The organism is Streptomyces sp. NPDC001532 (assembly GCF_040298625.1).
GTDB lineage: Bacteria > Actinomycetota > Actinomycetes > Streptomycetales > Streptomycetaceae > Streptomyces.
The window spans coordinates 62,984-84,801 of the sequence record NZ_JBEPAL010000039.1 but is presented as its reverse complement, the minus strand read 5'-3'; the positions used below and the strand labels follow the sequence as shown (position 1 = coordinate 84,801).

The following is a 21,818-nucleotide window of genomic DNA, read 5'->3' as shown; positions in this document are numbered from 1 at the left end:
CGAGGGCGCCTACGACGACAGCACCCTCGACGACAGCACGCTCGACGAGGAGATGGCCGAGCTGGAGGCCCTGGAGTCCGGCTCCGGCGTCTGAGCCGGGGTGCCGCGGCGCGGTCCGTGCTGCGGGGGGCGTGTCCTGTGTTGCTCCACTGGCCCAACTTAGGTCGGTTTATGTGCCGAATAGGCCGTCCGACACGCCGTGGACCCCCGCTTGATGAGCGTTCGGTACCTCATCGGGGCCGCGCGGGCACCCCGTAGACTGGGGGATCGGCCAGTCTCGTACGCGCTCAGCAGCACTCGGTCCCTGGCCCCCTGGCCCTCACCACATACGGGAAGTCGCAACGTGTCGCTCACGATCGGAATCGTCGGTCTGCCGAATGTCGGCAAGTCGACCCTGTTCAACGCCCTGACCAAGAACGACGTGCTGGCGGCCAACTACCCGTTCGCCACGATCGAGCCGAACGTCGGCGTGGTCGGTGTCCCCGACGCGCGGCTGACCAAGCTGGCGGAGATCTTCAGCTCCCAGCGGGTCCTGCCGGCGACGGTCGACTTCGTCGACATCGCGGGCATCGTGCGCGGCGCCTCCGAGGGTGAGGGCCTGGGCAACAAGTTCCTCGCGAACATCCGTGAGTCCGACGCGATCTGCCAGGTCATCCGCGCCTTCAAGGACGAGAACGTCGTCCACGTCGACGGCAAGGTCTCGCCCAAGGACGACATCGAGACGATCAACACCGAGCTGATCCTCGCCGACCTCCAGACCATCGAGAAGGTCCTGCCGCGCCTCCAGAAGGAATCGCGGATCAAGAAGGACATCGCGCCGAAGGTGAAGGCCGTCGAGGAGGCCAAGGAGATCCTGGAGAAGGGCGACACCCTCTTCTCGCAGGGCATCGTGCAGGGCAGCGAGCGCGCCGAGCTCCTGCACGACCTGCACCTGCTCACCACCAAGCCGTTCCTCTACGTCTTCAACGTCGACGAGGACGAGCTGACCGACGACGCCTTCAAGGACGAGCAGCGCGCCCTGGTCGCCCCCGCCGAGGCGATCTTCCTCAACGCCAAGCTGGAGGCGGACCTCGCCGAGCTGGACGAGGAGGACGCCATGGAGCTCCTGGAGTCCGTCGGCGCCGAGGAGCCGGGCCTCGCCACCCTCGCCCGGGTCGGCTTCGACACCCTCGGCCTCCAGACCTACCTCACGGCCGGCCCGAAGGAATCCCGCGCCTGGACCATCAAGAAGGGCGCCACCGCCCCCGAGGCCGCCGGTGTCATCCACACCGACTTCCAGAAGGGCTTCATCAAGGCCGAGGTCATCTCCTTCCACGACCTGGTGGAAACCGGCTCGGTCGCCGAGGCCCGCGCCAAGGGCAAGGCGCGCATGGAGGGCAAGGACTACGTGATGCAGGACGGGGACGTGGTGGAGTTCCGCTTCAACGTCTGAGCGACCCTTCAGAGGCTCCCTGACCTGCGGCGACGCAAGTCAGGGAGCTTTGCTGTCCGTAGCGTCCGCGATGAAGTCGGCCACCGTCGTGACAGTCGGACCTTGCGGTGGATGATGTTCAGCCGACTGTGGAGGCGCAGGCGAGGATCGGTCCGGCCGCCTTGCTCCATGTCTCGCCCCGCGCGAGAGCATCGGTCCCCTCGGTGCGCAGGGATTCGACCACAGGCGCGAGGAACTCCGTCCGCCAATGCCGTATGGCCTGCGGATTCATGCCGCTCGCGTCGACCACTGCCCCCAGCCTGGCTTCGAGGACGGCCACTCCCTGCGCCACATCACTCCCGGTCCACTCGTCCGCATGCTCGGCCACGAGTGCCCACGTCAGCTTGATCATGAGCTGGATCGTAGAGGCGGAAGCAGCCGGGGTCCTCGTCCTCGGCCTCCGTGCAGCCGCCCCGCTCGCAACCCGACACCTCGATCTCGCGGCCGCCGGCGAGCCGCCTCATGCAGCCGGGATCAGGTGTGTAGACGCCAGCGTCTCCCTCATGATGTCCTCGATCGGGATGCCGGGCGCCGGGTTGGCCAAGCGTTCGTCGATGATCCGGTTGATCTCGCGCTCTTCCCACTCCTGGCGGCTCGACGGGTGGGCTGGGTCGTGCCGGATCTGCCGCGTGCTCCGCCGCCAAGTCTGACGCCCGCTTCGCGGTGGGAGGATGCGGGGACTGCGGATGAGGGGCGGGGAGCGTGGGGCGGGGTGAGCGGGAGGCGGTCGCGCGGGGAGCGCGACTGTACGACGCGGCGCAGGCGGTGCTCGGCGACCACGGCACAGCGGTCGAGGCGGTGCGGGCGGCGCTCAAGCCGATCCATGACGCCGCGGTCCTGCGCGAGCTCGACGCCATCCCCGTGGCGCGGCTCCAGGACGTCACGGAAGGACGCCTGCGGCTGGGCGGCGTCGAGAAGGACGGTCTCACCACGGTCGGCCGCGTCCTCGAAGCGGGCCCCTATCGTCTGCGCCAGATCAACGGTGTCGGGCAGCGCACGGTCGACCAGATCCTCGCCGCGGCACGGCGGCTCTCCGAGGCCGTGCACGAGACCGTGGCCGTCCACATCGACGTGGACCGGCCGGAGCCGGAGACCACCGCTCTCGTCAGGGCCCTGCACGTGCTGGTGGACGCGGGGCCGGACGCCCGGCGCGCGGTGGACCGCGCCGCGGCCCTGTCGGAGCGGCTCGGCCGGTCGCTGGACGAGGCACGGCCCGCTGCCGGGCGTCTCAGGATGCTCCTGGCCGGCCAGGAGAAGCGGGCGCGGGCTCTGGCGGCGGTGGCCGAGATCCGCTCGCTGGTGGACGAGGCGGTGCGCTCGGGCCTGCCCGAGCTGATCGCCCAGGCGTCGGTGGACCTGCTGCGCGGGCTCCCGTCCGACGTCGCGGCCTGGGTGGACTTCGAGCTCCGCTCCGCCGAGTACTACAGCCTGCTCGCCGAGATCTCCAGGCGGCTGCCGGACGCGGCGGCCGCCGAGGGTTTCCTGCCGGAGGGGATCGCCGAGCGGGTCCGCACCCAGCAGCTGGACGACTCCTGCCGGCGGGTCTCCCTGCGCGGCTACCAGGAGTTCGGCGCGCGCTTCGTGCTCGCCCAGCGCAAGGTGATCCTCGGCGACGAGATGGGGCTCGGGAAGACCGTCCAGGCGATCGCCGTGCTGGCGCACCTGGCCGCAGAGGGGCAGAGCCACTTCATGGTGGTCTGCCCGGCGAGCGTCCTCGTGAACTGGACCCGGGAGGTCGAGGCCCGCAGCGCGCTTCGCGTCATGCTGCTCCACGGCCCGGACCGGCAGGAGGCGTTCGCCGACTGGAAGGGGCGGGGCGGGGTGGGGGTCACCACCTTCGACGCGCTGCGCGAATTTCCGGCGCCGGGCGGCGGGGAGGTGGGACTGCTCGTCGTCGACGAGGCGCACAGCGTGAAGAACCCGAAGGCCAAGCGGTCCCAGGCGGTCGCTCTGTGGGCGGAGCGCTGCGAGCGCAGCCTGTTCATGACCGGAACCCCGATGGAGAACCGCGTCGTGGAGTTTCGCAACCTGGTCCGGATGCTCGACGAAGGCGTCGCGGACAGCCTCGAGGAGGGGGACGCGTCGGCCGGCTCGGTCGCGTTCCGCAAGGCGGTCGCCCCGGTCTATCTGAGGCGCAATCAGGAGGACGTGCTGACGGAACTTCCGAGTCTTCAGCGGACCGACGAGTGGGAGGAGCCGAGCGCGTCGGACGAGGAGGCGTACCGCGACGCCGTGCGCGCCGGCAATTTCATGGCGATGCGCAGGGCCGCGTACATGCGCCCCGAGAAGTCGGCCAAGCTGGGCCGGCTCCGCGAGATCGTCCAGGAGGCCGGCGAGAACGGGCAGAAGACGGTGGTCTTCTCCCACTTCAGGGACGTCCTGGGTGTGGTGGGGGAAGCGCTCGCCGCGGGCGTCGCCGCGGGGACCGCGATGTTCGGTCCGCTCACCGGCGGCGTCCCACCGCATGGGCCAGGTCAGGCCGGTTCGCGTGCATCGCCTTCTCGCCACCGGGGGAGTGGACGAGCGCATGGTCGAGATGCTGAAGGAGAAGACCCGTCTGTTCGATGCCTACGCCCGCCGCAGCGCCGTGGCCGAGGCCACCCCGGACGCGGTCGACGTGTCGGACACCGAGCTGGCCCGCCGGATCGTCGAGGAGGAACAGGCCCGCCTCGGGATGACGGGCGGGACGCCCACAGCCGGAGGTCCGGCCCGGTCAGAGGGCTGAGCGCGGTCTTTCGCCGTCGCGCGGACCGCCGTACGGGGCCCCCGGTTCCGCCCCCCGTTCCACCGCCCGCCGGCACGCCTCCGCGTACGCCCGTACCAGGGGGCGGTCGCTGTCCTCCCGGCGCCAGGCGAGGGCGTACCGGGTCGGGGACAGGCCGCGGACCGGGCGGGTGGTGACGCCGCCGAGGGTGATCAGGGGGGCGTTGCCCGCCGCGACCAGGCAGATGCCGAGGCCGGCGACCAGGGCCTCGTACGTCTCCTCGGTACTGGCGATCTCCGCGCCGATGCGCGGCGGGCGGCCCGCGCGGTCCGGCAGGGCGAGCCAGTGGTCGCGCAGCGGGCCCGCGGCGGCGGGCAGCGCGAGGAACGGCTCGTCGAGGAGGTCGGTGAAGTCGATCTCGGCGCGGGCGGTGAGGGGATGGGAGTCGGGGAGGGCGACCAGGCGCGGTTCCTCGGCGACCACCGTCCAGGCGAAGCGGTCCTGGTCCGGCAGGGGGAGCCAGACGAAGGCGACGTCCGCGGTGCCGTCCGCGAGTCCCGCGCTCGGGTCGTCCCAGACGACCTGGCGGAGCCGTGCGGTGGCCTCCGGGTGCGCGGCCGTGAAACGGGAGCGGATCGCCGGGAGGAGACCGCCGCGTCCGGGGCTGGTGCTCATGCCGACCACCAGCGTGGTCCGCTGCGCCGCCCGGGCCTCGGCGACGGCGGCCGAACCGCCGGCCCAGGCGTCCAGCACCCGCCGGGCGTGCGGCAGCAGCGCCTCGCCCGCCGAGGTGAGCGCCACGCTGTGCCGGTCGCGCCGGAACAGCTCGACACCGAGCTGCCGTTCCAGCGCCCGGATCTGCTTGCTGAGCGCGGGCTGCGAGACGTACAGCCGCTCGGCGGCGCGGGTGAAGTGCAGTTCCTCGGCGACGGCGAGGAAGTAGCGCAGGTCCCGTCCGTGCACGTCCGTCGTCATGCCCCACGGTTATCACCGAAAATCTTGGACGCACAACTCCCTTCTGGCACAGGCTTGTTCGCGTTACCAGGACATGCCGAGGAGGAGACATGAGCAAGGTCTGGCTGATCACGGGCGCGAGCAGCGGTTTCGGGCGGGCGATCACCGAGGCGGCGCTGGCCGCCGGCGACGTGGTGGTGGGGGCGGCGCGGCGCACGGAGGCGCTGGACGACCTCGTGAAGGCGCACCCGGACCAGATGGAGGCGCTGCGCCTGGACGTCACGGACATCGGCGGCGCCGAGGCGGCGGTCCGGGACGTGGTGGCCCGGCACGGGCGGATCGACGTGCTGGTCAACAACGCCGGCCGCACCCATGTCGGCGCCTTCGAGGAGACCACGGACGAGGAGCTGCGGGCCCTGTTCGACCTGCATGTCTTCGGGCCCGCCGCGCTCACCCGGGCGGTGCTGCCGCACATGCGCGAGCGGCGCTCGGGCGCGATCGTGCAGATGAGCAGCGTGGGCGGGCAGCTGTCGTTCGCCGGTTTCGCCGGGTACAGCGGGACGAAGTTCGCGCTGGAGGGCATGGCGGAGGCGCTCGCCGACGAGGTGGCGGAGTTCGGCGTCAAGGTGCTGATCGTGGAGCCCGGCGCCTTCCGCACCTCGCTGTTCGAGGGCAACCGGGCCGGATTCAGCGCGGACAGCGGGGTGTACGCGAAGGTGACGCAGACCCGTGGGTTCGTGGCGGGCGGCGACGGCACCCAGGCCGGTGACCCGGCGAAGGCGGCCGCGCTGATCCGCGCCGCTCTGGAGGCCGAGCGGACCCCGCTGCGCCTGCCGCTCGGCGACGACGCGGTCACCGGCGTCCTCGGCCACCTCGACCAGGTGCGGGACGACGTGACGGCCTGGGAGAAGCGCGCCCGCGACACCGGCTTCGACGCCTGATCCGACGCCGGCGCGAGCCCCGTCCGGCGGCGCGGTCCGCCACCGGGCGGGGTGACGGCACGTCATAAACGCCGTATGGCGCGTCTGTTACGTGTGTGCAGGGCCCTTGTGCAATTCCTGTGGAGGCCTCAATCTTTCGGCTGACGCACAGGTGAGGCACAGGGGCCCGATGTGTCCGTCAGCTTGGCATGTCCATGCCCTCTCGCCGTGCTCAGGATCCGTGCACCACCCCCACCGGCGCACCACCGATCGTGGAGGATCCCCCAGATGGCAGTGATGCGTACTCCCCACCGCACCACCCGGCGAAGACTGGCCGCGATCGCCGTCGCGAGCACCGCGGCGCTCGCCGCGGGCCTGGTCTCGGCCCTGCCCGCCGGCGCGGCACCGGCCGCGGCCGACGGCCGCATCCAGTACGAGGACGCGGCGAACGCCGTCGACGGCAGCTACATCGTGACCCTGAAGGCGGACCGGGCCCGCTCCGGCACCGCCGCGGGCCGCGCGCTGGCCGCGAAGTACGGCGCGACCATCGAGCGCACCTACACCAAGGCCCTCAACGGCTACGCGATCGAGGCCTCCGAGTCCGAGGCGAAACGTCTCGCCGCCGACCCGGCCGTCGCCTCCGTCGCCCAGGACCGCGTCCTCGGCATCCAGGCCACCCAGCCCAGCCCGCCCTCCTGGGGCCTGGACCGCATCGACCAGCGCGCGCTCCCGCTGAACAACTCGTACACCTACCCGGACTCCGCCGGGCAGGGCGTGACGGCGTACGTCATCGACACCGGCGTCCGCATCACCCACAGCGACTTCGGCGGCCGTGCCTCCTACGGCTACGACGCCGTCGACAACGACAACACCGCCCAGGACGGCCACGGTCACGGCACCCATGTCGCGGGCACCGTCGCGGGCACCCTGCACGGCGTCGCCAAGAAGGCGAAGATCGTCGGCGTCCGGGTGCTGAACAACTCCGGATCCGGTACGACCGCGCAGGTCGTCGCCGGCATCGACTGGGTCGCCCGGAACGCGGTCAAGCCCGCCGTCGCGAACATGTCCCTCGGCGGCGGCGCCGACACCGCGATCGACACCGCCGTCCGCAACGCCGTCGCCTCCGGCGTCACCTTCGCGGTGGCGGCCGGCAACGAGAACACCAACGCCTCGACCCGCTCGCCGGCCCGCGTGACGGAGGCGATCACGGTCGGCGCGACCACCAGCACCGACGCCCGCGCCAGCTACTCCAACTACGGCACGGTCCTCGACCTCTTCGCCCCGGGCTCGTCCATCACCTCCGCCTGGAGCACCGGCGACAGCGCCACCAACACCATCTCCGGTACGTCGATGGCGGCCCCGCACGTCGCCGGCGCGGCGGCGCTCTACCTCGCCGACAACCCGACGGCCACACCGGCCCAGGTGTCCACGGCGCTGACCACCGCCGCGACCCCGAACGTCGTCACCAGCCCGGGCACCGGCTCGCCCAACCGCCTGCTCCACGTCGGCGGCGGCACCACGACCCCGCCCGGACCGCGGTTCGAGAACACCGGTGACTACACGATCAGCGACAACTCCACGGTCGAGTCGCCGATCACCGTCTCCGGTGTCTCCGGCAACGCGCCCGCCACGCTGGCCGTCGAGGTCCACATCGTGCACACCTACATCGGTGACCTCCAGGTCCAGCTGATCGCCCCCGACGGCACCGCCTACACGCTGAAGGGCTACAGCACCGGCGGCAGCGCGGACAACATCGACACCACCTACTCGGTCAACGCCTCCTCGGAGGCCGCCAACGGCACCTGGAAGCTCCGGGTGAGCGACAACGCCAACCTGGACACCGGACGCGTCGACGCCTGGGCGCTCCAGTTCTGACGCCGCCGCACTCCGGTCACCCGTAGGCGTTCTCGTCCTCGTCCTCGCGGAAGGGCTCCGGGTCCGTCACCCAGCCCGCCGCGAGGACGAGGCGCGTGTGCCGATGCAGGGCGAGGAAGCCGAAGGGGCGGTCGAAGCCGGCCTCGACGGTGGTGGTGAGGAAACGCAGGTGCGGGACGCCGCCGGCGACGGCGGTGAACGCGGTGACCGCCGCCGCCTCGAAGCCCAGTGCCCCGAACCGGGCCGTCGCCGCCTGCTCGGCGGAGCCGACGGCCAGCGGGACGGCGCTGACGCCGGGGAAGTGGCCCGCTTCGGCGTCCCGCGCGCTGGTCAGGCCGAACAGCGCGGGCCGGGCCAGCAGATCGTGGCTCCCGGCCACGTCGTACGCCGCGGTCGTCACCTCCAGCGTCGGCGGCTCGGGCCGCGCGCGGCGCTCCCGGACCACCCGCAGCCCCGGCCCCGCCTCGCCGTACGGCAGCAGCGAGCCGGGGAGCACGGGGTGGCGGCGCGCGAGGACGTCCAGGCCGGCGAGGAGCACCTGGCCCGGCGTCATGTGCTCCTCGCCGAGCAGCAGATGGACGTCGAGGGCGTTGTCGCCCAGCACCCTCAGTTCGGTGACATGGCCGTGCGGGGTGTCCGCGACGCCGACCCGGTCCAGCAGGGCGCTCGCGCGCCACAGCCCGAGCAGGGTCCGCTCGCCCCAGGGGCCCGCCTCCGGCGTCAGCGGCGTCTCGGAGAACGGCCGCAGCCATCGGGTGCGCATCGCCAGCGCACTGGCCAGCACCAGCGGGGTCTCCTCGGTCAGCCGCACCGGCATGCCGCCGACCAGGCCGCCGGTCCGCTCGGCCGCCCAGCCGTCGAGGGCGGCCAGGTCGGCTTCGACGTCCCCGGTCAGCGTCCCGTGCGCCGCCTCGGGAAGCCCCGCCCGCCAGGCCTCGCGCAGTTCCAGCGTGCGCCGGGTCCACAGACCCACGGCCGCGTCCAGGCCGGGCAGCGCCGCCAGCCCCGCGAGCAGTTCCCGCGCCGCCGGGGCCGCCTCGTCCGCGGGCAGCCCCACCGCGTCCGCCAACTCGTCCCGGGCCGGGCCTCCGGCGCCGTCCGCGAGGAGGGCGAGCAGGGGCCAGACGCCGGGCGCGGAGAACACCGTGCCGTCCCGGACCGTCCGCGCCCAGCGCGCGGTGAGCCCGTTGACCGCCCGGATCGTGGCATTCGTGACCCGCATTCCGGCCCCCCGTGTCTCCCGCTTACGATGCGCCAGTCGTACGTCAGTTCCTCATCTGACCCCATGATCCGAGTCAGGAGCACGGTACCCGTGTCCACACCGCCGCCCCCGGGGCCCGAGCAGTCCCAGGGCCCCCAGGGGCAGTACCCGGCTCCTCACCCGCAGGGCCCGTACGCGCCGGGTCCCTCCCAGCAGGGCCCCTACCAGCAGGGCCCCTACGCGCCCCCGCCCCATGGCTGGAACCCGTACCCCTATCCGTCGCAGCCCCCGGTCAACGGCCTCGCCATCGCCGCCCTCGTGCTGGGCGTGCTGTGCTTCCTGCCGGCGGTCGGGCTCGTGCTGGGGCTCGTCGCGCTGCGGCAGATCAAGCGCAAGGGCGAGCGCGGCAAGGGGATGGCGATCGCCGGTTCGGTGCTCTCGACCGTGGGGCTCGCGCTGTGGGCGGTGTCGCTGTCCACGGGGATCGCCGGCGACTTCTGGGAGGGCTTCAAGGAGGGCGCGGCCGGCGACACCCTCACCGTCGAGAAGGGCGAGTGCTTCGACTCGCCCGGCGGCCTGGAGGGCGTCACCTACGACCTCGACGTGGTGCCCTGCGACGGAGAGCACGACGGCGAGGTGTTCGCCTCGGTCGCGCTGCCGGAGGGCGGCTTCCCGGGTGACGACCACCTCACGGACGTGGCCGAGGACAAGTGCTACACGCTCCAGAGCGACTACGCCCTGGACCTGTGGGCGCTGCCCGAGCACGTCGACGTCTACTACCTCACCCCGACCCGGCAGAGCTGGCGCCTCGGCGACCGCGAGATCACCTGCATGTTCGGCAACACCGACGAGAAGGGCACCCTGACCGGCTCGCTGCGCAACGACGCGACCACCCTCGACGCCGACCAGCTGGCGTACCTGGAGTCGGTGCGCGACCTGGACGAGGTCCTGGAGCGCGAGCCGGACGCCTACGCCGAGGACGACCTGGACGCGAACACCGCGTGGGCCGGCGAGGTCCGCGACGCGCTCGCCGCCCAGACCGAGGCGCTCGACGGCCACACCTGGCCCGCCGGCGCCGAGCGTCCCGTCGCGGACCTGGTGAAGGAGCTGGAGACGGCCCGCGAGCACTGGGCGAAGGCGGCGACCGCGACCGACCCGGACACCTTCTACGAGCACTACGACACCGGGTACGCGTTCTACGACGGCGCGACCACGATCGACGTGCGCGAGGCACTGGGCCTGGACTCCAGCCCGCCGGAGTACGACTACGACAGCGGTGACGAGAGCGGCGGCGACAGCGGTGGCGACCTCGATGTGTGAGCGCCGCCATACCGGGGAGAAAGTGCCTGCGTAAAGCCCCTCCCCGGCTCATGTCATCACATCGAGTGATTCTCTGGCCTCCGCTTGCCCGGCACAACCTACGGTTGCCACGCTGTTGCTGTCTGTACAACCTGATGGGAGCGGCCAGTGACATTCGGTGAGCAGCCGGCGTACCTGCGCGTCGCGGGTGATCTCCGCAAGAAGATCGTCGACGGTCAGCTGCCACCCCACACCCGCCTCCCCTCGCAGGCCCGGATCCGCGAGGAGTACGGCGTCTCGGACACGGTGGCGCTGGAGGCGCGCAAGGTGCTGATGGCCGAAGGGCTGGTGGAGGGCCGCTCGGGGTCCGGGACCTATGTGCGCGAGCGGCCGGTGCCCCGCCGGATTGCCCGCTCCGGCTTCCGCCCCGCCGACACCGCGACCCCGTTCCGGCAGGAGCAGGCCGACGCCGCCGCACGCGGCACCTGGGAGTCCAGCAGCGAGCAGGCCGAGGCCAGCGGGCTGATCGCGGAGCGGCTGGCGATCCGGCCCGGCGACCGCGTGATGCGCACCCGGTACCTCTACCGGGAGGGCGGCGAGCCGATGATGCTCTCGACCTCCTGGGAGCCCCTCGCCGTCACCGGCCGCACCCCGGTGATGCTGCCCGAGGAGGGCCCGCTGGGCGGCATGGGCGTCGTCGAGCGCATGGCCGCCATCGACGTGATCGTGGACAACGTCACCGAGGAGGTCGGCGCCCGCCCCGGCCTCGCGGAGGAACTGCTCGCGCTGGGCGGCGTCCCCGGCCATGTCGTCCTGGTCGTCCACCGCACCTTCTACGCCTCCGGCCGCCCCGTGGAGACCGCCGACGTGGTCGTCCCGGCGGACCGCTACCAGGTGGCGTACCACCTGCCGGTCAAGTAGCGCGGGCGGCGGTCGCGGCCGGGCGTACGCCCCCCGAGGCCACGTCCGCCACAGGAGCGCACAGGTGTCCGAGGGCGCACGCCCTCGGGGCAGTTGCCCGTGGCACAGCCCCGCCCGGGAAGGCCGCGCCGACCGCTTCCGATGCGCCGATTTTCCGTCGTTCTCGCAGGTCGCCCAGGAGATGGCGGCGATGCCGCCCACCGGACGCGACGTTCGGCGTCGACGGCGCGTTCGATGCCGTGCGCCCCCTCGGCCCTGGCTTGTTGCGTACCTCTTCGTGAAAAGGCGTATTCGCTCCGTGAAGGTTAGGCGTAGGCTCGGGCATATGCGGATTGCGGTTTCCTCAGCGGGCGCGGCGCGCAGGGCGAGGGCGGGAAGCGGAGGGGTGGGATGAACGACAGCACGGTCACTCTTCCCTGGCTCGTCATACGCCAGGACGACAACGGCAATCGCTACCGCGTGGGCCGGTACGCGACCCGTGCCGAGGCGCAGAAGATCGCCGACAGTCTCGACAACCGCGGGCACAAGCAGCTCTATTGGGTCCAGCGGATCGACCAGGGCACGGACGACATCGTCAACTGATCACCCCGGTAGGCTCCGGTCCATGACGCGACGGACCGTGGTGGTCGGAGCCGCCCTGATCGACGACGGCCGCCTGCTCGCCGCGCGCCGCAGCGCGCCCCCGGAGCTGGCCGGCCGCTGGGAGTTGCCCGGCGGCAAGGTCGAGCCCGGCGAGAGGCCGGACGGCGCCCTGGTGCGGGAGCTGCGCGAGGAGCTGGGCGTCGACTCCGAGACCGTCGAGCGCGTACCGGGCGAGTGGCCCCTGCGGCCGCCGTACGTCCTGCACGTCTGGACCGCGCGGCTGCGGCCCGGGTCCGCCCCGCCCGAGCCCCTTCAGGACCATGACGCGTTGCGCTGGCTGGCGCCCGCCGAGATCTGGGACGTGGACTGGCTGGAGCAGGACGTTCCGGCGGTGCGCGAGGTCGCCGGCCGGCTGGACAGGGCCTTGGAGTAGCGGGCGGGCGGGGGAGTGCGCCGGCCGGTGTCCGTGAGCCGTCGGCGCCGAGCGCGCCCTCTGCCCCCGGTACGCCGTTCGTGCCACAGCGCGCCCTCGGATGCGGTACCGCGCCCCGGATATCGGGTATGGGCCCATTAACCCCACGAAACCGGACATGGTTGGGGCTCACCTGCCTGGGATGTGATCGGCAGTGCTGGACACCGAAGGCGACTGCGCCGAGTGGACGTTTCCCGCGGATCCGGGAGCCGTGCGCACCGCCCGCTCCGTCGTCCGCGGCCAGTTGCACGGCTGGGGTCTGGACAGCGTCGCCGACATCGCCGCCCTGCTGGTCAGCGAGCTGGTGACCAACGCCCTGCGGCACGCCACCGGCCCCATCGGCGTCCGGCTGACCCGTCCGGTCTGCCTGCCCGGTGCCCTCCTGGTGGAGGTCTCCGACCCGCTGCCCGACCCGCCCCGCGAACGCGCCGCCCGCCCCGAGGACGAGAGCGGACGCGGCCTGCAACTGGTCGCCTCCTCCTCGCGGCGCTGGGGCAGCCGCGCCGGCGACGCCGGCAAGACGGTCTGGTTCGAACTCGCGGTGCCGGCCTGAACGCCGGAGCCGGCCGTCGCCTTCGCACTGCTGTCCCAGCGCGCGGAACAGGCCACCAGCCCGTCGCCGACCACGTGATTCGAGGGCGTGTTGCCTGGTTAGAAGACTGGAAGTGTTTGCGCGGTCCGGTCCGAAAAACACCTGGACCGAGCTGTGATCGTGAACACCGTGTTGCGCGGCGCCGTAGTGCTGGATACTGCGGGCAGCCGCCCCCGGTGACCGGTACCGGACGCGGTGAGCTGGAGGGGACGGTTCGCGTGAGCGAGATACCAGCGAAGGCCACGGAGTCCGAGGACCCGTCGGACGGCGCGAGGGCCGCGGCCGCGGATGCCGCGGCCGCGGCGGACGCCATGGGCTCCGGGGCGGCCGGGCGGGCCCCGATGCCCGCGGCGGCCATGGGCGCGGCCGCACCGGGGGCGCCCGTCGAGGCGCTGTGGCAGAGCAGTCCACCCGGCTCGATCTACGACTACATCAAGGTCGCCTCCTTCTCCATCGGCCCCGACGGGCTGGTGGACCAGTGGAGTCTGCGCGCCGAGCAGCTCTTCGGCATCCCGGCCGAACGGGCCGTCGGCATGGACCCCATAGAGGCGTTCATCGACCCCGATCTGCGCGAGCGCGGCCAGCGCAAGATGGCCGAGATCCTGGACGGACGGGAGTGGACCGGCGTGGTCCCCTTCCGCACCCCCGACCCGGACGGCGGACGGGGACAGGACGGGCTCGCCGAGGTCTATGTGATGCCGACACGGACCGAGGACGGCGAGAAGGCCGCGGTCTGCATCGTCGTCGACGTCCGGGTGCTGCGCAGCATCGAGACCGATCTCGCCGCCTCGCAGGCGATATTCGGTCAATCTCCGTTCGGATTCCTGCTGATCGACACCGAGTTGCGGGTGCGCCGCGCCAACCAGCGGTTCGCCTCCATCTTCGGCGGCACCCCCGACGACCACCACGGCAAGGGCGTCCACGACTACCTGCCGCGCGCCGAGGCCGAGCGGGTCTCCGCCACCCTGCGCCGGGTCCTGGAGACCGGCGACTCCATCACCGACATGCACGTCACCGGCTTCGTGCCCGGCTCCGACGAGCGGCGGCACTGGTCCGTCAACCTCTACCGGGTGCACAGCGGCAGCGGCCGTCCCATCGGCGTCGCCTGGCTCGGAACCGACATCACCGCCCGTCGCGCCGCCGCCCGCGAGGCCGCCGCCGCCCGGCGCAATCTCGCGCTGCTCAACGAGGCCGGCGCGCGCATCGGCAACTCCCTCGACCTGGAGACCACCGCCCGCGAACTCCTCGACGTCGTCGTCCCCGGCTTCTGCGACCTGGCGACCGTCGACCTCTACCAAGGCCTCCTCGCCGGCGACGAGACCCCGCCCGGCCTGCCCGACGGCAGCGCCGAACTGCGCAGGGTCGCCTTCGCCAGCGCCGTCTCCGACGCCCCCTTCACCGGCACCGGAAAGCCCGTCAAGGTCGGCGCCGTCCACCACTACCCGTTCAACTCGCCCGGCGCGGACGCCCTGCGCACCGCCCGCCCGCGCCTCGTCCCGGCGGAGGAGGGCGGACTCGTGCAGTCCACCCTCGCCGTGCCGATGGTCGCCCACGACACCGTCGTCGGACTCGCGCAGTTCGCCCGGACCAAGGGCAGCGAGCCGTTCGGCGACCGGGACCGCGACCTCGCCGTGGAACTGGCCGCGCGCGCCGCCGTGTGCATCGACAACGCCCGTCTCTACCGGCGCGAGCACGAACGCGCGTTGATACTGCAACGGTCCCTGCTCCCGCCCGGCGACCCGGTGGCCGCCGGCCTCGACATCGCCTGCCGCTATCTGCCCGGCAACGCCTCCACCGGCCGGCCCAGCGAGGTCGGCGGCGACTGGTTCGACGTCATAGAACTGCCCGGCCACCGCACCGCGCTGGTCGTCGGCGACGTGATGGGCCGCGGCCTGCGCGCCGCCGTCGCCATGGGCGAACTCCGCACGGCGGTACGCACCCTGGCCCAACTGGACCTCGAACCCGCCGAGGTCCTCTCCCAGTTGGACGAGATCGCCCGCGGCCTCGGCACTCCCGGCGGCATCCAGCAGGCCACCCGCGCCGCGCGCCGCCCCCGCGAGGCCGACCTGTCCGAGGTGTACCTCGCGACCTGCGTGTACGCGGTGTACGACAGCGTCACCCGGCGCTGCACCTTCGCCAACGCCGGTCACCTGCCGCCGGTCCTCGTCGAACCCGGCGAGCCGGCGCTGATGCTGGACGTGCCGCCGGGCCTGCCGCTCGGTGTGGGCGGCGAACCGTTCGAGGAGGTGGAGGTCGAACTCCCCGAGGGCGCGCTGCTCGCGCTCTACACCGACGGCCTGGTGGAGTCCCGCGACCACCCGCTGGACGAAGGGCTCCAGGCGTTCGTCGGCGCGCTCACCGATCCCGCCCGCCCGCTGGAGGACGTCTGCGACCACGTCCTCAACACCCTCGACACCCACCACGGCGAGGACGACATCGCCCTCCTCATGGCCCGCGTCCAGGGCCTGCCCACCGAATCCGTCGGCGACTGGACGCTGCCGCGCGAGCCCCGCAGTGTGGGCCGGGCCCGCGAGTACGCACGCGGCCAACTGCTGTCCTGGGACCTCGAACCCCTCGTCGACACCACGGAACTCCTGGTCAGCGAGCTGGTCACCAACGCGCTGCGGTACGGCGAGGGCGAGATCCGGCTCCGCCTGCTGCTGGACCGCACCCTGGTCTGCGAGGTCTGGGACTCCGGCCTGGTGCAGCCCCGCCGGCGCCGGGCCCGCGACACCGACGAGGGCGGCCGGGGCCTCCAGCTCGTCGGCCTGCTCTCCGCCGCCTGGGGCTCCCGGCGCACCCACCGCGGCAAGACGGTCTGGTTCGAACTACCGCTGCCGGACGGCGAGAACGGACTGGTCGACCCGGCGGAGGCGTTGCTGAGCCTGTTCTGAACCGGCGGCCGCCCTGCTCCACGAGGTGCCTACGGCGGCTGCGGTGCCCGGCGCGCCCGGGTTGTGGGGCCGCCGAAGCTCGCGGTCGGGGCGGTGTCCGGGTCGGGGGACAGGAGGATGCCGCCGAGGACGGCTCCGCCGGTGCCGGTGCCGGGGGTGGTGTCCGGGTGGCCATGCGGACGGAGGTCCTGCTCGGCGAGGTGCCGGGCCGGTTGCGACCTTCGGCGGTTCGGGTGCCCGGCGGGCTCGGGTCGTGGGGCCGTCGAAGGGCTGGGTGCCGCGCCTGCCGCTCTACGACGGCTCCGGTGCCCGGCGCGCCCGGGTTGTGGGGCCGCCGAAGCTCGCGGTCGGGGCGGTGTCCGGGTCGGGGGACAGGAGGATGCCGCCGAGGAGGGCTCCGCCGGTGCCGGTGCCGGGGGTGGTGTCCGGGTGGCCGTGCAGACGGACGTCCTGCTCGGCCAGGTGCCGGGCCTGCCGCGCCAGGGCCTCGGCGGGCAGCGGGGCCGCGGTCTCGGCCGCCGCCAGCAGGGTCCTGGCCTCCGCGCCGACCACGCCCCGGTGCGTGCCGACGAAGTCCGCCGCGGCGGCGACCGCGCTGCCGGCGACCAGCGCCGCGGCGGTCGCCAGCACCCCCGCCCGCCCGTCCGCGACCGGCGCGGTCACCCGCACGATCCGGTGCAGCACGTCGAGCGGGTCGTACGGCCCCGACGTCACCTCCTCCCGCACCACGCCCAGCACCGCATCCGCGTGCGCCAACCGCGCCCGCGCCTCCCCGACGGTCAGCTCTCCAGCGGTCAGCCCGTCCCGCTCCCAGAACTCCCGTGAGGGCCCGACCGCGGGCTTTCCCCGGGCCCCGGCCGACGTAGGCGTCGAAGGGTCCGCCGTCCTCTCCCGCGCCCCCGCCAGTTCCGTCTCCGCGCCCGTCAGGGCGGCCGGAACGAGTGTCGTGGCCTCGGTCAGTTCCGTGGCGAGGCGGGTGACGCCGGTGACGAAGGTCTCCGCCTGGGTCACCGCTGCCTCGGCGGCGCGGAGGTGGGCGATCGCGCGGGCCGTCTCCCCGCGGTCGGCGCACTGGCGGGACCGGTTGAGCCGGAGCGTGGCGAACACCAGGCGGTCCTTGGCCTGCTCCGGATGGCCGACGACCGGCGCGCTCGCGGCGGCCGGATAGCGCTGCGCGAGTCCGACGAGGGCCGCCTCCGCCGCTTGCGTGCGTCCGGCCAGCTCCCGGAACCGTGCCTCCGCGGTCTCCAGCGCCCCGCCGAGGTCCACCTCCAGGCCGCGCAGCCGGTCGAAGCCGGGGGCCGCCTCGTCCAGCAGCCGCCCCACCTCCGCGCACCGCCCGGAGATCCCGGCCAGCGCCTGCCGCCGGGCGCTCTCGTCGGCGGGCATGCCCTCGTCGTAGTGCCGCCGCATCCGGAACGCGGCCGCCAGCTCGGCCTCCGCCGCCCGCAGCGCCCGTGTGTACGGCTCCAGGGCGGACGCGTCCGAGCGCAGTGCGGCGAAGGCCAGCTCCTCGCGGCTGGTGCGCACCCAGTCGTCCGCCGCCACCAGCGAGTCCCGCGCGCGCTCGGCGGGTTCGGCGAGCGGGCTGCCGGGTGTGTGCCGGACGGGCGGCGCGCCCGGTGTGGTCCGGGTGCGGGTCCGCCGTGCGCGCCGGGCGTAGCCGTACGCGCCGAGCACCACCGCCGCGGCCAGCGCCAGCAGCGGCAGGACGAGATCGGCGATGGCCGTCTCCTCGACCTCCTGCCGCTGGGCGGTCGCGCTCGGCCCCCGCCCGCCGGGCGCGATCGCCGCGGGCCGGCCGGTGTCCGTGGTCATACCCGGCAGCACCAGCCACAGCGCCGCGACCACCGCGCCCAGCACGGCGTGCGCCACTCGTGCGGACAGGGGCGAGGTCGCGCGCCGCGGGCGGCCCCGGATCAAGGAGGGCGTCACATTCCGGAGCGTATGAGCAGGATTCCGGCACCGCGACCGGGGCGCGTCCCCCGGCGGTGCGCCCGCCCGGAGGTGACGCCCGCGCCGGGATCCGCCCGCTCACTGCGTCGAGGAACGCCTCCTGATCTTGGAGCCGAGCCAGACCAACGGGTCGTACTTGCGGTCCACGGCCCGTTCCTTGAGCGGGATCAGCGCATTGTCGGTGATCTTGATGCCTTCGGGGCAGACCTCCGTGCAGCACTTGGTGATGTTGCAGTAGCCGAGGCCGTGCTCGTCCTGGGCGGTCCGTTTGCGGTCGATCCCGCTCTCCGCGGCCGCGTCCAGCGGATGCATGTCCAGCTCGGCGATCCGCATCAGGAAGCGCGGACCGGCGAACGCCGCCTTGTTCTCCTCGTGGTCACGCACCACATGGCAGGTGTCCTGGCACAGGAAGCACTCGATGCACTTGCGGAACTCCTGCGAGCGGTCGACGTCCTCCTGCATCATCCGGTACTCGCCCGGACCCACCCCGGCGGGCGGCACGAACGCGGGCACCTCCCGGGCCTTGCGGTAGTTGAAGCCGACGTCCGTGACCAGGTCGCGGACGACCGGGAAGGCCCGCAGCGGGGTCACCGTGATCGTCTCGTCGCGGCCGAACACCGACATCCGGGTCATGCACAGCAACCGCGGCCGTCCGTTGACCTCCGCCGAGCAGGAACCGCACTTGCCGGCCTTGCAGTTCCAGCGGACGGCGAGATCGGGCGCCTGGGTCGCCTGGAGGCGGTGGATGATGTCCAGCACCACCTCGCCGTCGTTCACCTCGACCCGGAAGTCCTCCAGGCCGCCGCCGTCCGTGTCACCCCGCCACACCTTGAAGCGGGCCTCGTAGCCGCTCATTCGTACAGCTCCTCTTCGGCGAGGTACTTGACCAGCTCCTCCTTCTCGAACAGAGCGAGCAGGTCGGGGCGGATGGGTTCGGTGGTCTCCCGGGTCAGGACGAGATCGTCCGCGCCGCCGTCGGCGAGCGCGCACAGCAGGTTCACCCGCCGCCACGCCCGGTCCATCGCCGGGAAGTCCTCCCGGGTGTGGCCGCCGCGCGACTCGGTGCGTTCCAGCGCCGCCCGGGCCACGCACTCGCTGACCAGCAGCATGTTCCGCAGGTCGAGCGCCAGGTGCCAGCCCGGGTTGAACTGGCGGTGGCCCTCCACGCCGGCCCGCGCCGCCCGGGCGCGCAGCTCGGCGAGGGCTTCGAGCGCCTGCTCCATCTCGCCGGCCCGGCGGATGATGCCGACCAGGTCGTTCATGGTGCGCTGGAGCTCCTGGTGCAGGGTGTACGGGTTCTCGCCGGTCACCGAGAACGGCCGCAGCGCCTCCTCGGCGGCCGCGTCCACCTGGCCGGCGTCCACGGCGGGGCGCCGGCCGGCCGCCGCCTGCGCGTACTCCGCCGCGTGCCAGCCCGCCCGCCGTCCGAAGACCAGCAGGTCGGAGAGGGAGTTGCCGCCGAGCCGATTGGAGCCGTGCATCCCGCCGGCGACCTCACCGGCCGCGTACAGCCCCGGCACCCCGCGCGCCGCCGCCGTCTCGGAGTCGACGGCGATGCCGCCCATCACGTAGTGGCAGGTAGGCCCGACCTCCATCGCCTCGGCGGTGATGTCGACGTCGGCCAGCTCCTTGAACTGGTGGTACATCGACGGCAGCCGGCGCCGGATCACCTCGGCGGGCATCCGCGTCGACACGTCCAGGAAGACACCGCCGTGAGGGGAGCCGCGGCCCTCCTTCACCTCGCTGTTGATGGCCCGTGCCACCTCGTCGCGGGGGAGCAGTTCGGGCGGGCGCCGGTTGTGGTCGGGGTCGTCGTACCAGCGGTCGGCCTCGTCCTCGGTCTCGGCGTACTTCTCCTTGAAGACGTCCGGGATGTAGTCGAACATGAACCGCTTGCCCTCGGAGTTCCTGAGCACCCCGCCGTCGCCGCGCACCGACTCGGTGACCAGGATGCCCTTGACCGACGGCGGCCAGACCATGCCCGTCGGGTGGAACTGCACGAACTCCATGTTCAGCAGCGGCGCCCCGGCGAGCAGTGCCAGCGCGTGGCCGTCGCCCGTGTACTCCCAGGAGTTCGACGTCACCTTGAAGGACTTGCCGATGCCGCCGGTGGCGATCACCACGGCGGGCGCCTGGAGGACGAAGAAGCGGCCGGTCTCCCGCTCGTAGGCGAAGACCCCGGACACCTGCTCGCCGTCCTTGAGCACCCGGGTGACCGTGCACTCCTGGAAGACCTTCAGCCGGGACTCGTAGTCCCCGCTCTCGGCGAAGTCCCGCTGCTGGAGCGCGACGATCCTCTGCTGGAGGGTGCGGATCAGTTCCAGGCCGGTGCGGTCGCCGACGTGGGCGAGGCGCGGGTACTCGTGACCGCCGAAGTTGCGCTGCGAGATCCGGCCGTCCTTCGTACGGTCGAACAGCGCGCCCCAGGTCTCCAGCTCCCACACCCGGTCCGGTGCCTCCCGGGCGTGCAGCTCGGCCATCCGCCACTGGTTGAGGAACTTGCCGCCGCGCAGGGTGTCGCGGAGGTGGACCTGCCAGTTGTCGTGCTCGTTGGCGTTGGCCATCGCCGCCGCGATGCCGCCCTCGGCCATCACCGTGTGCGCCTTGCCGAACAGCGACTTGCAGATCACGGCCGTACGGGCACCGCGCTCGCGGGCCTCGATGGCGGCGCGGAGCCCCGCCCCGCCGGCCCCGACCACGACGACGTCCCACTCCTGCCGCTCGACCACGGACATCAGAAGGCCCCGATCATCTAGAAGAACCTCGGATCGTCGAAGACTCCGGAGGCGAGGAGGTAGACGTAGAGGTCCGCGAGCGCCACGCTCGCCAGCGACGTCCAGGCGAGCAGCATGTGCCGGGCGTTGAGCCGGCCCACGAACCGCCACATCCGGTAGCGCACCGGATGCCGGGAGAAGTGTCTGAGCTTGCCGCCGACGATGTGCCGGCAGGAGTGGCAGGACAGGGTGTACGCCCAGATCAGCACGATGTTGACCAGGAAGACCAGGGTGCCCAGACCCATGTGGCCCCAGGCGTAGTGCTCGTCGCGGAAGGCGAGCACGGTGTCGTAGGTGAGGATGCCCGCGACCGGGAGCGCCGCGTAGAAGAAGTAGCGGTGGACGTTCTGGAGGATCAGCGGGAAGCGGGTCTCACCGGTGTACGCGCGGTGCGGCTCGGCGACCGCGCAGGCCGGCGGGGACGCCCAGAAGGCCCGGTAGTACGCCTTGCGGTAGTAGTAGCAGGTCAGGCGGAAGCCGAGCGGGAAGATCAGGATCAGGATCGCCGGTGAGAGGCCCCACCAGCTGCCGAAGATCTCCCAGTTCGGGCCGCCCTTCATCGGCTCGCAGTTCTCCGCGAGGCAGGGCGAGTAGAACGGCGACACGTACGGCGCCGCGTAGTAGTCGGCGCCCGAGAAGGCCCGCCAGGTCGAGTAGACGACGAAGGCGAGCAGCCCGGCGGCGGTGGCGGCCGGCGCCAGCCACCAGCGGTCGGTCCGCAGGTGCGCGGCGGCGATCGCGGCGCGGGGCGCGGACCGGACGCCGCCGGGTGGAGGGGGTTGTGTCGTCGGAGGTTCCGTACCAGTGGCCAAGGCTGACTCCGGTCGGCTGGGGTGGCTCAGGGAGCGCGGCGGTCGCGGGCGCCGAGACCCTCGTCGTCCGAGTCCGTCCACAGGGCGACGTCGTACGGGGTGTCGGAGATGGTGACGAGTTCCGGCCGCCGGGTGGAGATCTGGCCGGAGGCCGCCTCGCGCAGCAGCGCGACGCTCGCGCGCAGGTGCTCGCAGTCGGCGCGGACCCGGCGGATGTCGATCCCGGCGCCGCCCATCTGCTGCTCCAGGCGGCTCACGGACCTGTTCAGGTCGTCGAGGCACCGCTGGACTGCCGTCAGTTCATCGTGCACGGACATGACGTGACCTCACTTCCGTCGGCCGTGCGGCCGTGGGCGGCAACGTTCATGCGCCTGCGAGTGTTGCGCGTCAC

16 protein-coding genes and 2 pseudogenes are annotated in these 21,818 nt (G+C 72.8%); 10 read left to right on the top strand and 8 right to left on the bottom strand.

Annotated features, from left to right (window positions below):
- The first annotated feature begins 343 nt into the window (after positions 1-343).
- Complete coding sequence (gene ychF / locus ABT232_RS29460) at positions 344-1,432, top strand: redox-regulated ATPase YchF (RefSeq protein ID WP_351845344.1); 1,089 nt, start codon at positions 344-346, stop codon at positions 1,430-1,432.
- Between the two features lie 118 nt (positions 1,433-1,550).
- Here the strand turns inward: ychF and ABT232_RS29455 are convergent, their stop codons facing one another.
- Positions 1,551-1,823: a hypothetical protein gene (locus ABT232_RS29455; protein WP_351845342.1), complete on the bottom strand. Its 273-nt coding sequence runs from the start codon at positions 1,821-1,823 to the stop codon at positions 1,551-1,553.
- Between the two features lie 350 nt (positions 1,824-2,173).
- On the opposite strand from ABT232_RS29455, the pseudogene ABT232_RS29450 reads away from it, so the two are divergent.
- Positions 2,174-4,196: pseudogene (locus ABT232_RS29450) on the top strand (DEAD/DEAH box helicase).
- On the opposite strand, the gene ABT232_RS29445 reads toward ABT232_RS29450, so the two are convergent.
- Positions 4,185-5,150: a LysR family transcriptional regulator gene (locus ABT232_RS29445; protein ID WP_351845340.1), complete on the bottom strand. Its 966-nt coding sequence runs from the start codon at positions 5,148-5,150 to the stop codon at positions 4,185-4,187. The pseudogene ABT232_RS29450 and the gene ABT232_RS29445 sit on opposite strands and share 12 nt — an antisense overlap.
- Before the next feature lie 89 nt (positions 5,151-5,239).
- Between ABT232_RS29445 and ABT232_RS29440 the strand changes: the two genes are divergently transcribed.
- Together ABT232_RS29440 and ABT232_RS29435 are read left to right on the top strand one after the other, a co-directional pair.
- A complete protein-coding gene (locus ABT232_RS29440; RefSeq protein ID WP_351845338.1) occupies positions 5,240-6,070 on the top strand; it encodes an SDR family NAD(P)-dependent oxidoreductase in 831 nt (276 codons plus the stop codon).
- Positions 6,071-6,337: 267 nt separating this feature from the next.
- Positions 6,338-7,924 (top strand): S8 family peptidase, encoded by a 1,587-nt coding sequence (locus ABT232_RS29435; RefSeq protein WP_351845336.1) that lies wholly within the window; start codon positions 6,338-6,340, stop codon positions 7,922-7,924.
- A gap of 16 nt (positions 7,925-7,940) precedes the next feature.
- Here ABT232_RS29435 and ABT232_RS29430 read toward each other — a convergent pair whose 3' ends face one another.
- Positions 7,941-9,146 carry a serpin family protein gene (locus tag ABT232_RS29430; protein ID WP_351845334.1) on the bottom strand — a complete coding sequence of 402 codons (1,206 nt, stop codon included), beginning with the start codon at positions 9,144-9,146 and terminating at the stop codon, positions 7,941-7,943.
- A gap of 90 nt (positions 9,147-9,236) precedes the next feature.
- Between ABT232_RS29430 and ABT232_RS29425 the strand changes: the two genes are divergently transcribed.
- The 6 genes and pseudogenes from ABT232_RS29425 to ABT232_RS29400 all read left to right on the top strand — a co-directional run bounded on the left by ABT232_RS29425 (position 9,237) and on the right by ABT232_RS29400 (position 15,885).
- On the top strand, positions 9,237-10,445 hold the full coding sequence (locus ABT232_RS29425) for a DUF4190 domain-containing protein (RefSeq protein WP_351845332.1): 1,209 nt from the start codon (positions 9,237-9,239) through the stop codon (positions 10,443-10,445).
- 147 nt (positions 10,446-10,592) lie between these two features.
- Complete coding sequence (locus ABT232_RS29420; RefSeq protein WP_351845330.1) at positions 10,593-11,345, top strand: GntR family transcriptional regulator; 753 nt, start codon at positions 10,593-10,595, stop codon at positions 11,343-11,345.
- Positions 11,346-11,735: 390 nt separating this feature from the next.
- The gene (locus tag ABT232_RS29415; RefSeq protein WP_351845328.1) at positions 11,736-11,927 is read left to right on the top strand and encodes an SPOR domain-containing protein; all 192 of its coding nucleotides are present in this window, start codon (positions 11,736-11,738) and stop codon (positions 11,925-11,927) included.
- Positions 11,928-11,949: 22 nt separating this feature from the next.
- Positions 11,950-12,360, top strand: a complete 411-nt coding sequence (locus ABT232_RS29410) for a (deoxy)nucleoside triphosphate pyrophosphohydrolase (RefSeq protein WP_351845326.1) — start codon at positions 11,950-11,952, stop codon at positions 12,358-12,360.
- Between the two features lie 183 nt (positions 12,361-12,543).
- A pseudogene (locus ABT232_RS29405) lies at positions 12,544-12,952 on the top strand (ATP-binding protein).
- Positions 12,953-13,209: 257 nt separating this feature from the next.
- Positions 13,210-15,885 (top strand): SpoIIE family protein phosphatase, encoded by a 2,676-nt coding sequence (locus ABT232_RS29400; protein WP_351845322.1) that lies wholly within the window; start codon positions 13,210-13,212, stop codon positions 15,883-15,885.
- A gap of 291 nt (positions 15,886-16,176) precedes the next feature.
- Here the strand turns inward: ABT232_RS29400 and ABT232_RS29395 are convergent, their stop codons facing one another.
- From ABT232_RS29395 to ABT232_RS29375, 5 genes are all read right to left on the bottom strand, one after another.
- Positions 16,177-17,820 (bottom strand): hypothetical protein, encoded by a 1,644-nt coding sequence (locus ABT232_RS29395; RefSeq protein WP_351845320.1) that lies wholly within the window; start codon positions 17,818-17,820, stop codon positions 16,177-16,179.
- Between the two features lie 99 nt (positions 17,821-17,919).
- Positions 17,920-18,696 carry a succinate dehydrogenase/fumarate reductase iron-sulfur subunit gene (locus ABT232_RS29390; protein ID WP_351845318.1) on the bottom strand — a complete coding sequence of 259 codons (777 nt, stop codon included), beginning with the start codon at positions 18,694-18,696 and terminating at the stop codon, positions 17,920-17,922.
- Positions 18,693-20,576, bottom strand: a complete 1,884-nt coding sequence (locus ABT232_RS29385; RefSeq protein ID WP_351845316.1) for a fumarate reductase/succinate dehydrogenase flavoprotein subunit — start codon at positions 20,574-20,576, stop codon at positions 18,693-18,695. The genes ABT232_RS29390 and ABT232_RS29385 overlap by 4 nt, the downstream gene beginning before the upstream one ends.
- 17 nt (positions 20,577-20,593) lie before the next feature.
- Positions 20,594-21,427, bottom strand: coding sequence for a succinate dehydrogenase subunit SdhC (gene sdhC, locus ABT232_RS29380; RefSeq protein ID WP_351845314.1), 834 nt, complete (start codon positions 21,425-21,427; stop codon positions 20,594-20,596).
- A gap of 26 nt (positions 21,428-21,453) precedes the next feature.
- Complete coding sequence (locus ABT232_RS29375) at positions 21,454-21,744, bottom strand: Rv0250c family protein (RefSeq protein ID WP_351845312.1); 291 nt, start codon at positions 21,742-21,744, stop codon at positions 21,454-21,456.
- Positions 21,745-21,818: the final 74 nt, after the last annotated feature.